Here is a 12,209-nt window from a genome sequence, read left to right on the forward strand (position 1 = left end):
CCGGTGGTTCAGCCGGTGACCGCGACCTCGGCCCCGGCCTTCGCGGAGGCGTAGCAGGCGTCGATCACCCGGGCGCGGCGCAGCGGGAGCGAGCCGTCGTGCGCAGCGGTCTCCCCCGAGGCGACCTTCTGCAGGAAGCCGGCGATCGCGGCGGCGTGCCGCCCGTCCTCCCCGACCACGGGCTGCAGCTCGGCCGGCATCCCGGCGACCTCGGTCCACACGGTGATCCGGGGCTCCTCCGCGCCGCCCCATTCGATGGTCGCGCCGCCGTCGGCCCCGTAAAGGGTGACGTAGCAGAGGTCGTGCGGGATCCACTGGGCCCAGCTCGACTCGAGCAGCAGCGTGCCGCCGCCCTCGAGGCGCAGGAAGGCGGTGGCGAGGTCCTCGACCTCGAAGGGAGCGCCCTCCTCGACCTGGGAGATGCCGAAGCCGGAGCCGCCCCGCCCCAGCGGCCCGAACTCGGCGTGGGTGGAGGCGGAGGCCGCGGTGACGTCGGGCTCGCCCATGAGATGCAGCGCCATGTCGAGCATGTGGATGCCGATGTCCATCATCGCGCCGCCGCCGGAGCTCTCCGCCTTGGTGAACCAGGTGCCCAGCCCGGGGATGCCCTGTCGGCGGATCCAGCCGGTCTTGGCGTAGTAGAGGGCTCCGAGCACGCCGGAGTCGACCACGGCCTTCAGCGCCGTGACGTCTCCTCGCTGGCGGTGGTTGAAGGACACGTCCAGCACTCGGCCGGCTTGCTGGGCGGCGGCGACCATGCGGGCCGCGGCCTCGCCGGTCTGAGCCATCGGCTTCTCGGTGAGCACGTTGACGCCCGCTTCCAGGGCGTGGATCGCCATCGGCTCGTGGAGGAAGGTGGGGGTCGCGATCGAGACGACGTCGAGCTCCGCCTCGGCGATCATCTGCTTCCAGTCCTGGTACCGGCCGGGCACGTCGTGCTCCTGCCCGAACCGCTCCAGCAGGTGCTCCTCCATCGCGGAGAGCGCGACCAGGTCGACCGCGGGGTCGGCGGCATAGGCGGCCACGTGCTGCTGGCCAGCCCAGCCCAGGCCGATCACTCCGGCGCGCAGTCGGCGCGGGGCGGCTTCGGTGGTGGGGTCGGTCATGGTGTGTCAGTTCCTCTCAGTGGGTCGTGCGAGTCAGGGGTCGTGCGGGTCAGGGGTCGTGCGGGAGGGCACGTCGGGTGGAGCGGATCGTCGAACTGCCCTGCTTTCACGACTCCGGCCCGAGCAGGGACAGAGGGTCCTCCCGCAGCCGCGCGAGCGCAAGCTCGATCGCGCCGCGCACCACCACGTCCCGGCCCAGAGAGCTCGCGGCCAGCTCGGGGAACGGGGGCGCGGAGATCTCAGGCAGCTCGGAGCGGGAGTGCTCGAGGACAGGCTCGATGGCCGTAGCGATCGCTCCCGCGACCACGACCTTCTCCACCCCGAGGAGGCTGGAGAGGATCGCTGCGATCCGGGCCAGCCGCCCTCCGATGCGGCTCAGGACCTCGCGGGCCAGCGGATCTCCTTCCCGGGAGGCCACGAACACGTCCTCGGCGGTGAGGCGCGAGGCGTGGATGCTGCCGAGCACCGGCGAGGGCCGACCGGCCGCGATCCCCTCGAGGCTCCAGCGACGGGCGAGGGCCGCCACCCCGTCGGCCCCGCGCGAGTCGCCGAGCACGCCGTCGAGGAACCGCATCTCGCCGGCACCGCCGTCGGCGCCGCGGAGCAGGCGGCCGTCGACGATGAGTCCCGCGCCGAAGCGCTCCCCCATGAGCAGCGCGGCCAGGTGATCGGTAGCGCCCCCCTCCGTCGCCTCCGCCGCCTTTCCCGCCGTGACGGCGAGCGCGTGCTCGGCCAGCACGGCGAGATTCGCGTCGTTCTCGACGACGACAGCACCCTCGAGAGCGTCGACAAACCCGGGGTTCATGGCGGACCAGTAGGCACTGCCCCCGGCGGGCGAGTGCCCTGCGGGGTCGACCGGAGCAGGAACGCCGACGACCGTCAGCAGGCGAGGCAGCGCGCTGGCCCCGGCCCGCTCCAGGACGTCCTCGACGAGACTGCGCACGCCGTCCAGCCGCTCCTCGGCCGCGGCGGCGCCCAGCTCCGCATCCGCTCCGTCCAGCTCGCCGTGCGCCGCACACCGCGAGGCGGCGAGCTCGTGACCGTACAGGTCCGCGACCCGAGCGCTGAGAGTGTGCTGACCGGCATCGACACCGACCAGGACGGCGGCGCGGGCGCGGAGCGCGTAGTGGCGGGCCGGCCGGCCTCGCTGGACGACTCCCTCCTCGCGCTCGGCGGAGACCTCGTGCAGCCATCCGGCCCCCTCGAGCTCGGCGCAGACGCCGAGCACCGTCGCACGCGTCAGGCCGGTGGCGGCCATCGCGTCGGCCGCCGTGAAGCTCCGGGTGGCCAGCGCGTGCTGCAGCAGCGCCTGCCGGTTCGCGCGGCGGAGCAGCTGAGGCGAGCTCGCACCGCGGTCCTGGATGCTTGACATCCCTTCCCCCTCCGCTCCATACTTCCGATAGATCGTAAATATAACGCTTGATGTATCTATGGTCGCATCAATCCCGAGAGCCTGCACACTCTTCCGTGAAGGAGACGATGGTGTCATCCTCGACCGACCGGCCCGGCCGCCTCACCCGACGCACGCTGCTGGCGGGTGCGAGCGGCGCCCTGGCGGCGACCGCCCTGAGCGCTTGCGGCAGCGCGAAAGGCACCTCCCTGCTGACGCTCTACCAGTCGAAGCCGGAGGCGATCCCCTACTTCAGCCAGCTCGCCGCAGACTTCTCCACCTCCCAGGAGCGGTTCGCCGTCCAGCACGACATCGCCACGAATCTCTCGGCGAGCTTCGTGCGCAACAACCCTCCGGATCTCGGCTGTTTGAACTACAACCTCGAGATGGGCCGCTTCATGGAACGCGGCGCCCTCTCCGACCTCACCGACATGCCTGAGGCCGGGATGATCCGCGAGGACGTCGCCGAGCTCGCCGACTGGTACCCGACCTATGAGGGCCGCACCAGCGTGCTCCCCTACTCGGTCACCGCGGCGTCGGTCATCTACAACCGGCGGATCTTCGAGGAGCACGGCCTCGAGGTCCCCACCACCTGGGAGGAGTTCCTGAGCGTCTGCGAGACGCTGCAGGGCGGGGACATCACCCCGATCTATGCGACCTTCCTGGACCCCTGGACGATCGCGCAGGGGCTCTTCGACTACACCGTGGGCGGCTTGGTGGACGTGCGCTCCTTCTATACGCAGATGAACGAGATCGGCGAGGACGTGGGCCCCGACTCCGAGGTCTCCTTCCAGAGCACCCTGCGCGAACCCGTCCAGCGCATGCTGGAGCTGCTCCCTTACCTCAACCCCGATGCCTCGAACCGCGCCTACGGCGACGGCAACACCGCGATGGCCCAGGAGAAGGCCGCGATGTACTTCCAGGGCCCCTGGGCGCTGGGCGAGATCGCGAAGGCCGGCGGAGATCTGGATCTCGGCACATTCCCGCTCCCGATGACCGATGACCCGGCGGATCTCAAGGTCCGGGTGAACATCGACCTGTCGCTGTGGATCCCCGAGGCCGCGAACGAGAAGGACGGATCGCGCGAGCTGCTGCAGTTCCTCATGCGACCCGAGGTGCAGGACACGTACAACCAGGAGTTCCTCGCCTTCGGCACCACCAAGGACGCCCCGCCGGTGACCGATGACCGGATCGCCGAGATGCAGAAGTACTACGACGAGGGCCGCTTCTACATGGGCGCCTCACAGTTCATCCCGAACTCGATCCCTGCCCAGAACTACATCCAGTCGATCGTCGGCGGCGCCGACGCCGAGCAGACCCTGGCGCGCATGGATGCCGACTGGGCCCGCCTGGCCTTTCGGGAGTGATCACCGATGACGCCTCAGCAAGGAGCTCCGATGTCGACGACGACACCTGATCACACGGCCCGCACGGACGCAGAAGGCCCGGTGCGCACCTCGATCGTCCATCACAAGCGACGGATCGACCCCCTCTACTACCTGTTCCTGTTCCCCTCGCTCGCGCTGTTCACCGCCGCGGTGACGGTGCCGGCCCTGCTCGGCTTCGGATACAGCTTCACGAACTCCATCGGCTTCGGCGACTGGGAGTTCATCGGATTCCGCAACTACATCGCGATGTTCCGCGATCAGGGGATTCTGGGCTCGTACACGTTCACGCTCGGCTTCTCGCTGATCACCGTGATCCTGGTCAACGTGCTCGCCTTCGCCCTGGCCCTGGGGCTGACCTCGAAGATCCGCTTCACCACCGCACTGCGCACGATCTACGTGATCCCGATGGTCATCTCGGGCATCGTCATCGCGTTCGTGTTCCAGTACCTGTTCGCCAACACGGTGCCCGGCATGGGACAGGCGCTCGGATCGGAGGCGCTGTCCACCTCGATCCTCGCGGATCCCGACTGGGCGTGGCTGTCGATCGTGATCGTCACCGCCTGGCAGTCGATTCCCGGCACGATGCTCATCTACATCGCAGGCCTGGTCACGATCCCCGCCGACGTCTACGAAGCCGGCTCGATCGATGGAGCCACCGGCTGGCAGAGCGTCCGACACATCACGCTCCCGCTGGTCTCCGGGTTCATCGTCATCAACACGATCCTGGGCTTCAAGAACTATCTGAACGCCTACGACATCATCGTCGGCCTGACCGACGGCGGGCCCGGAGTCGCGACCCGTTCCGTGGCGATGTCGATCTTCCGCGGCTTCGAAGGCGGCGACTACGCCTACCAGATGGCCAACGCGATGGTCTTCTTCCTGATCTCGATCGCGCTCGCGCTCCTCCAGCTCCGCATCACCCGAGGAAGGACGGCCATCTGATGAGCACTTCCACTCCCGCCGCATCCGCTGCACCCTCGCCTGCCACCCCCTCCCCCGCTGCCGCGCCGCCGAGGCGCCGTCGACGCCGGGGCTCGGTGGGCCGCGACCGCGTCAACTGGCCGGCCACCGTGCTGCTCATGGTGGGTTCGCTGGCCGTGCTGGTGCCGCTGTTCGTCACCGTGAACATGTCGCTGAAGACCACCGAGCAGGCGGTCGACGGCAATGCGTTCGGCCTGCCGGACCCGCTGACGTTCTCGAGCTTCGTCGAGGCCTGGAACCTCACGAACTTCCCGCGCGGCTTCGCGATCTCCATATTCATCACCGTGCTCGCGGTGATGGGAGAGATCGTGATCTCCTCCCTCGCGGCGTACGCGATCGTGCGCAACTGGGATCGTCGCGCATTCCGCTGGTCGTTCTTCTACCTGCTCGCGGCAATGTTCATCCCGTTCCCGGTGGTGGCGCTCCCCCAGATCCAGCTGACCGGCATGCTCGGACTGGACAATCCCCTGGGCGTCGCGATCCTCCACATCGCGTTCTCCCTGGCGTTCAACACGCTGCTCTTCACCGCCTTCCTGCGGACCATCCCGATGGAGCTCGAGGAGTCGATGCGTATGGATGGAGCGGGCACCTGGAAGGTCTTCTGGAAGCTGATCCTGCCGCTGCTCGGCCCGATGTGCGCGACCGTGGGCATCTTCGCCTTCATCGCCTCCTGGAACGACTTCATGATGCCCTCGCTGATCATCTCGGATCCGACGCTGCAGACGATCCCGGTGCTGCAGAACATGTTCCAGACCCAGTTCAGCAACAGCTACAACGTCGCCTTCGCCTCCTACCTGATGGCGATGGCCCCGGCGATCATCGTCTACCTGTTCGCGCAGCGCTGGGTGATGTCTGGCCTCACCCAGGGCGCGATCAAGTAACCCGCCAGGAGCGGAGGCGTCCGTCGGTCCTCCGCTCCTCACCCCTGCCGCACCTCGCACCATCCTCGACCCGACCCCGGAGGTTCCCCGACCGTGACCACTGCTTCCCCCTCTGTGCCCGCCGCCACGCAGGCCGATGCCGACTGGTGGCGCCAGGCCGCCGTCTACCAGATCTATCCCCGCTCCTTCGCGGACGGCAACGGCGACGGCATCGGCGACCTGCGCGGCATCATCTCCCGCGTGCCCTATCTCGCCGGGCTCGGCGTGGACGCTGTGTGGCTGAGCCCGTTCTACCCCTCGGCTCTCGCCGACGGCGGCTACGACGTGGACGACTACCGCGACGTGGATCCGAAGATCGGCACCCTGGAGGAGTTCGACGAGATGGTCGCCGCGCTGCATGGCGCGGGCATCAAGCTCATCGTGGACGTGGTCCCCAACCACTCCTCGGACCGCCACGAGTGGTTCCGCGAGGCGCTGGACTCCCCGAGGGGCTCCGACGCCCGGGCCCGCTACATCTTCCGCGACGGGAAGGGCGAGCACGGCGAGGAGCCGCCGGCGGACTGGACCTCGATCTTCGGCGGCCCGGCCTGGACCCGGGTCCCCGACGGCCAGTGGTACCTGCACTCCTTCGCCTCCGAGCAGCCGGACTTCGACTGGACGCATCCGGAGGTCCACGCGGACTTCCTGCAGACGCTGCGCTTCTGGTCCGACCGCGGGGTCGACGGCTTCCGGATCGATGTCGCCCACGGCCTGGCCAAGGACCTCGGCGAGGAGCTGCCCAGCCGTGCAGAGCTGAAGGCGATGCCGAAGGACGGCACCCATCCGCTGTGGGACCGCGATGACGTGCACGAGATCTACGCCGAGTGGCGGGCCGTGTTCGACGAGTACGATCCGCCGCGGATCGCGGTGGCGGAGGCCTGGGTGGAGACCTCGGAGCGCCGCGCGAAGTACGCGAGCCCGGAGGGGCTCGGGCAGGCGTTCAACTTCGACCTCATGGAGGCGGATTTCGACGCAGGCCATTTCCGGGACATCGTCACCGACAACCTCGCGCAGTCCGAGGTGACAGGCTCCTCCACCACCTGGGTGTTCTCGAACCATGACGGGGTGCGCCACGCGACCCGCTACGGCCTGCCCCCACGTGCGGGGAGCGGGGAGAAGCACGGCGCCGCCTGGGTGCTGGCAGGCGGCCCGGAGGACGGCATCGACCGGGAGCTGGGGCTGCGCCGGGCGCGTGCCGCGACGATGTTCGAGCTCGCTCTGCCCGGCAGTGCGTACCTCTATCAGGGTGAGGAGCTGGGGCTGCACGAGGTGGCGGAGATCCCTGACGCACAGCGGCAGGATCCGGCGTTCTGGCGCACCTCGCCGGAGGATCGCGGCTTCGACGGCCTGGGCCGTGACGGCTGCCGGGTGCCGCTGCCGTGGACCCGTGAGGGGACGAGCTTCGGGTTCGGCAGCGGCGGTGCGCACCTGCCGCAGCCGGAGTGGTTCGGCGACTCCTCGGTGGAGGCCGAGGACGGCGTGCCCGGCTCGACGCTGGAGATGTACCGCGCCGCGCTGCGCCTGCGCCGCGTGCTGCAGGGCGCGGAGACGCTGCACTGGGACGAGGAGCTCTCCACCGGTGACGTGCTCGCCGTCGAGCGACCCGGCGGCTGGCTGAGCGTGACGAACTTCGGCGCCGCGCCGGTCACGCTGCCCGACGGTGAGGTGCTGCTGTCGAGTGCCCCGCTCGCTGGTCGGGACGGCGATGTGCAGGAGCTGCCCGGCGCGACGACGGTCTGGCTGCGCCGCCCGGCGGGCTGATCACTCGGGCCTCGGCTTCCCGCCGACGGCGCTGCCCCGGCCCTCGATCTGCATGGTCGGGGCTCGGGGCAGCTGTCTCCGTCGTAGGCGGCGAGGCCGGTCTCGTGCGCACTCAGGGGTAGGCGATGAAGTCGAGCTCTTCGAAGGCGCTGACCTCGTGCTGCCACCGAGTGGCGACGAAATGCTGATGGTCGGGATGGGCGTCGTAGGCGGCGTAGGTCGCCTCGTCCGCGAAGGTCATCGCGAACTGGAAGCGGTAGTCGGACTTCTTGCCGACCTGGCGCGAGACGGTGAAGTCCTGGACACCGTCGATCGCACGCAGCAGAGCGGGTGCTTCGGTGAGGAAGTCCTGTTCCGCTGCCGAGTACGGGGCGTGCACGAGAGTGAAGGCGACGGTGTGACGGATCATCGGGCCACTGTAGAGGCGGCCCTGCCGTGTCCGGGCCCGGTGGTGATGGAGTGAGACGCCGCCCGGTGGGGTGTCCCTCGGATCGATCCAGGGTGAGCCCCTCCGGCCCCTCTCCGTCTCTCGGGATCCGGCGGGTGATCGTCGATTCCTGCATGGTGCACGCGGCGACGTCGGGGCTCCCGGGGGCCGTGTCGGAGCCGCGGGCGGCTTCGTCGGGGTCGCCGGGCGCGCCGCTCGGTGCGGGGGCTGGGCCGATCGGCCCGAGCGTCGGGGCGGTGGTCATCACCGTGGTGCCCCCGTGTCCGGTCCAGGTGACGACGTGACCGGGTCGCCCCTGATCGTCGTCGCGCTCCACGCTCGCTGAGTCCTCCTCCTTATGGGCGTTGCAGTAAGCGCAGGTGCTCTGACCGTTCTCGATGCTGGTCGCCCCGCCTTCCGAGACGGGCACGATGTGGTCGTGCTGGCGCACGGGCGCGTCGCAGTAGGGAGCGCGGCAGGTGCCGTCGCGCCAGTTCAGGAAGCGTTTCATCGCGGCGGGGAACTCCCGGGCCCTGGAGTCGATCGCGACCAGCTCGCCCACGGTGGGGTGCATGAACAGACGGCGCATCACGACGCGCACCTGGTGTCCGTCGGGGCCGAAGCGGTCGCGAGAGGGATTCTCAGGCTCGGCGAGCGCATCGCGCAGCTCCTGGCGCACGGCTTCCGCCGGGACCGGCCCGTACCCCTCGATATGGGCGATGTCGCCGTGGTCCGGGCTGAGCAGGGCACGGTCGGTGATCATCACTCCGAGGTCGAGGGTCACCGGTTCCATCCCGTCCTCCCGGCCGAGCAGGGTGTCGGTGAAGGCGTCAGCCATCAGCGCGGCGTGACCGTCCCGCGCGCCGCCTGCCCGCCGACGCTCGGCCTCGAGGGAGAGCCGCTTGTGGGCGAGCTTCGCGTCGAGAGCGGGCAGGTGAGCGCTCACGGTGGCCATGCCGTGCTCACCCGGGATGAACGACACATGACGCTTCGTGCGTGCTCTGTGATGGCGGTCGGTGGCGCCGTGCGGGTCGAGCTCGTGGATGGCATGGGCGACGACCTTCCGCCACCGTTTCACCCCGGCGCCATCCATCCGTGGCATCTGTTCGTGGAGCATCTCGTCGACCTGCCGGCGCTGCAGGTCATCCAGCGGCGCCGTGGCGGAAGCTGCGGCGTGCGCGACGGTCGCCGTGATCTTCCCTCGAGTGAGGGCGGTGAGCATCCGGGGCATGGATCCGACCAGGCGCCGCGCTGAGGTGAGAGTGCTCTTCGCCGTGGACGGTGCTCGTCGGGTCGCGAAGGAGACGTCCCGTACCGTCGCGGCATCCGCCTGGCGGATGAGCTGCTCCAGGGGCGGCAGGAAGTCGTCCTCGTGGGCGTCGTCGTGATGGGCGGCGTGGACGTGATCACGCCGGGTCGCCTCGGCGAGCGCGACCACCGCCTGCGACTCGAGGGCATCGAGCGCGCTGCGGACCTGATGGGTCATGTCGAGGAGGTTCTTGTACTCCGCTCGGGGGCGTTGACGGGTCTCGAACATCTTCTTCGGCGAGGCAGCGACCTCGGAGAGCAGGAAGTCGACATCGCCGAGCAGCTCTGCGAACAGGGCTGGCCCACCTGCGCGGAGCGCGGCGAGAATCTCCTCGGGAGAGGACTCATTCTCCGAGGAGCTGTGGGGCATCGACATGAACATGACTCCATCATCCCCATGGGGCACCCGTTTCGAAACCCTGTGCGGCACATGTGGATAACTTCGACTGCCCCCACCCTCCCTCCACAATGGAACTATCCGGCCAGGCCATCCCCGTACTGTGCCGCATGCACTGGTCAGAAACGAAACCTCCCTTCCTCCACAATGCTGCACATTGAATTGCCATCAGCCGCCTTGTGGAGGAACGGTCGACCCATCCCCAGCGGAGGCTTCTCGCAACATTTCCGGCCGGAATCGCCGTGGCGTGTAGACGTGGCCATCGCCAACCCTCTTGGGGAGCTTTCGAGGACAGTTCCTGTCCTCGCCGTGAGGGAGGATCGATGCGACGGTGCCGCACCGAAGCGGGCCGTCACTGCTGGAGACCGCCCATCACCCTTCGGAGAGCCCATGAGCGCCACCATCCAGATCACCGTCGACTCCCACGACCCGCGCACCCTCTCGCTGTTCTGGAAGGAGGTGCTCGGTTACGTGCACCCCGGTCCACCCGGGGTGGACCTCGCCGAGGGAGAGGATCCCCTGACTGCCTGGGACAGCTTCCTCGAGCTCCACGACGTGCCGCAGGAGCAGCGCAACAGCGCCTCTGCCCTCGAGGATCCGGACGGCATCGGGCCGCACCTGTACTTCCAGCAGGTCCCGGAGGACAAGGTCGCCAAGAACCGCATGCACCTGGACGTGCGCACGGCCTCCGAGCTGCGCGGAGACGAGCGCATGGCGGCGCTCGAGGAGCGCAGCGACCAGTTGATCGCGCTCGGCGCGACGCGTCTGGCGCGTCATGAACCGGAGCCGCCGACGAGCATCGGCTTCATCGTGATGGCGGACCCCGAGGGCAACGAGTTCTGCCTGGACTGACACCGAGCGGCCGGAGGTGGCGTCCCAGACGGTTCCGCGCCCGGGAGTCGCCTCCGACCCCCGGGACTCCGTGCGCCGGAGGCACCGAAGCGCACAGGAAAGCAGACGTCACGGACAGAGTGGCACTCACCAGGGGTGACGCTTCGCAAGAAGGGCGGAGCTCAACCTGTGCGGGTCGTCCGCCCGGTCGGTTTCGCTCGTTGCGACGCCTGGCACGACCCCGACGGCGCGCATGACCCTGACGGCAGGTTCATCCGGGTGACCTTGTGGCGCCGCATCCGATACTCACGGTGCGGTGCATCGCTGTGTCAGCCCGGATCGCCCATGAGCAGCTCGATCGCGCGGCGCAGGCGTTCGATGTCGTCCGCTGTCCCGGCGTGCTGGGCCTCCCAGAAGTAGGAGGCGACGAAGCGGGCGCAGGAGAGGGTCTCGGCCCGTTCGAGGTCGGCCCCGGAGGTCTCGCAGAAGGCGCCGACCAGAGCGCGCAGCCCCTCGCGCGGGCGGGGCGCGTCGAGCACGCCGGGCAGCACGCTGCGCACCACAGTATGTGCCTCGTGCTCGACCGGCCCGCACAGCCAGCCGGGATCGATCGCGACCCAGTCATCCTCCGCGCGGCGCAGCACGTTCGCGAAGCTCAGGTCGCCGTGGGTGAAGGTGCTCGAGCGGTCCTCGGCGAGGTCGTCGATGATCTCGGCGGCACGCTCCCCCGCCCCGGCCGGGATCGGGAGCTCGTCCGCGACGGCGCGGGCGTGCTGGGCCTGGAAGGACTGCCCCCAGGCCCGTGAGGTCTCGGCCAGGCGCGGGGGGTCCGACGGGGCGGGGACCGCGGCGATCCGGGCGGCGACCTCGCCGGCGATCCGGGCGGCGGCGAGCGGCTCGGGGTGCTCGGTGAGCGTGGGGCCGTCGAGGCGCTCGAGCAGCAGGGCGCCCTCGTCCGCGTCGGCGCGCAGGAGCTCGACCATGCCGTGCCCGGCGAGGGCGGTGAGCGCCTTCGCCTCGAGCGCGGCGTCGACCAGCGGGGAGACGAGCTTGAGGACGGCCGGGTCGCCGTCGGCGGTGCGGACGGGCAGCACGATGCTGGTGCCGCCGAACGACGGCGCCCCGTCGGCTGCGAGATCCCAGCGGCGACACATCGTCCGGGCGTGATCCGGGGCGCCGTCGAGCCAGGGCGCGGTGGTCCGGTCCTGGTGGAGCAGGCGCCGACGGAAGGCGTCCGGTATCGCGAGGGGCTGATGCATCCGGGCATCATTCCAGGTGCGGCCTAAGCCGCCACGGCTCCCTCGGCTCCACGGCCACGAGACCGTCGCGGCGAGCACCGCGCACGGGATCGCCACCGAGGTGTGGATCCCGCTCGCCCAGGACGCCAGGCGAGTCGCCGCTGGGCCGCGCCCTACCAGGTGAGCTCGCGCAGGTGGCTGCGGCCTTCCAGGAGCTCGCCGATCCGGCGCGCCGCCTCGTCACGGCTCCCCTGCTCCGGGTGGTGAGCGCAGATCGCCAGCTCCACGGTCATGTCGTGGAGCTCCAATCTCGCGCTCCACCGCTCACGCTCGAACAGCTCCGGATAGGCACGGCGCAGCCACATCGGCACCTGCCTCAGCGAGGCCGGGTCAAGTCCGTTCGCCCCGGGCGTCGGCGGAAACTCGCCCGGTCTCGCGCACCATCGCAGGAGCGTGTCCAGC

The 12,209-nt window shown here is 69.7% G+C and carries 10 protein-coding genes and 2 pseudogenes; 6 read left to right on the plus strand and 6 right to left on the minus strand.

All coding sequences use genetic code 11. The features are described 5' to 3' along the window. Window positions 1-8 precede the first annotated feature (8 nt). Window positions 9-1,106, minus strand: a complete 1,098-nt coding sequence (locus tag VF289_RS15545) for a Gfo/Idh/MocA family oxidoreductase (protein WP_330884810.1) — start codon at window positions 1,104-1,106, stop codon at window positions 9-11. A gap of 106 nt (window positions 1,107-1,212) precedes the next feature. Then, entirely contained in the window at window positions 1,213-2,478 is a 1,266-nt protein-coding gene (locus tag VF289_RS15550; RefSeq protein ID WP_330884811.1) for an ROK family protein, read from the minus strand. A gap of 107 nt (window positions 2,479-2,585) precedes the next feature. On the opposite strand from VF289_RS15550, the gene VF289_RS15555 reads away from it, so the two are divergent. The 4 genes from VF289_RS15555 to VF289_RS15570 all read left to right on the plus strand — a co-directional run bounded on the left by VF289_RS15555 (window position 2,586) and on the right by VF289_RS15570 (window position 7,546). Continuing rightward, complete coding sequence (locus tag VF289_RS15555; protein WP_330884812.1) at window positions 2,586-3,863, plus strand: ABC transporter substrate-binding protein; 1,278 nt, start codon at window positions 2,586-2,588, stop codon at window positions 3,861-3,863. A gap of 30 nt (window positions 3,864-3,893) precedes the next feature. Continuing rightward, window positions 3,894-4,826 (plus strand): sugar ABC transporter permease, encoded by a 933-nt coding sequence (locus VF289_RS15560; protein ID WP_330884813.1) that lies wholly within the window; start codon window positions 3,894-3,896, stop codon window positions 4,824-4,826. Beyond that, window positions 4,826-5,746, plus strand: a complete 921-nt coding sequence (locus VF289_RS15565) for a carbohydrate ABC transporter permease (protein WP_330884814.1) — start codon at window positions 4,826-4,828, stop codon at window positions 5,744-5,746. Before VF289_RS15560 ends, VF289_RS15565 begins: the two co-directional genes overlap by 1 nt. A gap of 93 nt (window positions 5,747-5,839) precedes the next feature. Then, complete coding sequence (locus tag VF289_RS15570) at window positions 5,840-7,546, plus strand: glycoside hydrolase family 13 protein (RefSeq protein ID WP_330884815.1); 1,707 nt, start codon at window positions 5,840-5,842, stop codon at window positions 7,544-7,546. 112 nt (window positions 7,547-7,658) lie between these two features. Here the strand turns inward: VF289_RS15570 and VF289_RS15575 are convergent, their stop codons facing one another. Both VF289_RS15575 and VF289_RS19595 read right to left on the minus strand, forming a co-directional pair. Beyond that, window positions 7,659-7,955, minus strand: a complete 297-nt coding sequence (locus tag VF289_RS15575) for a Dabb family protein (RefSeq protein WP_330884816.1) — start codon at window positions 7,953-7,955, stop codon at window positions 7,659-7,661. Between the two features lie 424 nt (window positions 7,956-8,379). Further along, window positions 8,380-8,424, minus strand: a pseudogene (locus tag VF289_RS19595) (hypothetical protein); the annotation flags it as partial. On the opposite strand from VF289_RS19595, the gene VF289_RS15580 reads away from it, so the two are divergent. Continuing rightward, window positions 8,413-9,228, plus strand: a complete 816-nt coding sequence (locus tag VF289_RS15580) for a hypothetical protein (protein ID WP_330884817.1) — start codon at window positions 8,413-8,415, stop codon at window positions 9,226-9,228. The pseudogene VF289_RS19595 and the gene VF289_RS15580 overlap by 12 nt on opposite strands. A gap of 840 nt (window positions 9,229-10,068) precedes the next feature. Beyond that, window positions 10,069-10,530, plus strand: coding sequence for a VOC family protein (locus tag VF289_RS15585; RefSeq protein WP_330884818.1), 462 nt, complete (start codon window positions 10,069-10,071; stop codon window positions 10,528-10,530). A 308-nt stretch (window positions 10,531-10,838) separates the two neighbouring features. Here the strand turns inward: VF289_RS15585 and VF289_RS15590 are convergent, their stop codons facing one another. Together VF289_RS15590 and VF289_RS15595 are read right to left on the minus strand one after the other, a co-directional pair. Next, window positions 10,839-11,768 (minus strand): aminoglycoside phosphotransferase family protein, encoded by a 930-nt coding sequence (locus tag VF289_RS15590; protein ID WP_330884819.1) that lies wholly within the window; start codon window positions 11,766-11,768, stop codon window positions 10,839-10,841. 152 nt (window positions 11,769-11,920) lie between these two features. Next, a pseudogene (locus tag VF289_RS15595) lies at window positions 11,921-12,209 on the minus strand (aminoglycoside phosphotransferase family protein); the annotation flags it as partial.

The sequence above is a fragment of the Brachybacterium sp. genome (assembly GCF_036379615.1).
Classification (GTDB): domain Bacteria; phylum Actinomycetota; class Actinomycetes; order Actinomycetales; family Dermabacteraceae; genus Brachybacterium.

What these genes read in the sequence shown, in the direction of transcription:
- VF289_RS15545 (WP_330884810.1), bottom strand. Translation starts at nt 1,106, where the DNA reads ATGACCGACCCCACCACCGAAGCCGCCCCGCGCCGACTGCGCGCCGGA.
- VF289_RS15550 (WP_330884811.1), bottom strand. Translation starts at nt 2,478, where the DNA reads ATGTCAAGCATCCAGGACCGCGGTGCGAGCTCGCCTCAGCTGCTCCGC.
- VF289_RS15555 (WP_330884812.1), top strand. Translation starts at nt 2,586, where the DNA reads ATGGTGTCATCCTCGACCGACCGGCCCGGCCGCCTCACCCGACGCACG.
- VF289_RS15560 (WP_330884813.1), top strand. Translation starts at nt 3,894, where the DNA reads ATGTCGACGACGACACCTGATCACACGGCCCGCACGGACGCAGAAGGC.
- VF289_RS15565 (WP_330884814.1), top strand. Translation starts at nt 4,826, where the DNA reads ATGAGCACTTCCACTCCCGCCGCATCCGCTGCACCCTCGCCTGCCACC.
- VF289_RS15575 (WP_330884816.1), bottom strand. Translation starts at nt 7,955, where the DNA reads ATGATCCGTCACACCGTCGCCTTCACTCTCGTGCACGCCCCGTACTCG.
- VF289_RS15585 (WP_330884818.1), top strand. Translation starts at nt 10,069, where the DNA reads ATGAGCGCCACCATCCAGATCACCGTCGACTCCCACGACCCGCGCACC.
- VF289_RS15590 (WP_330884819.1), bottom strand. Translation starts at nt 11,768, where the DNA reads ATGCATCAGCCCCTCGCGATACCGGACGCCTTCCGTCGGCGCCTGCTC.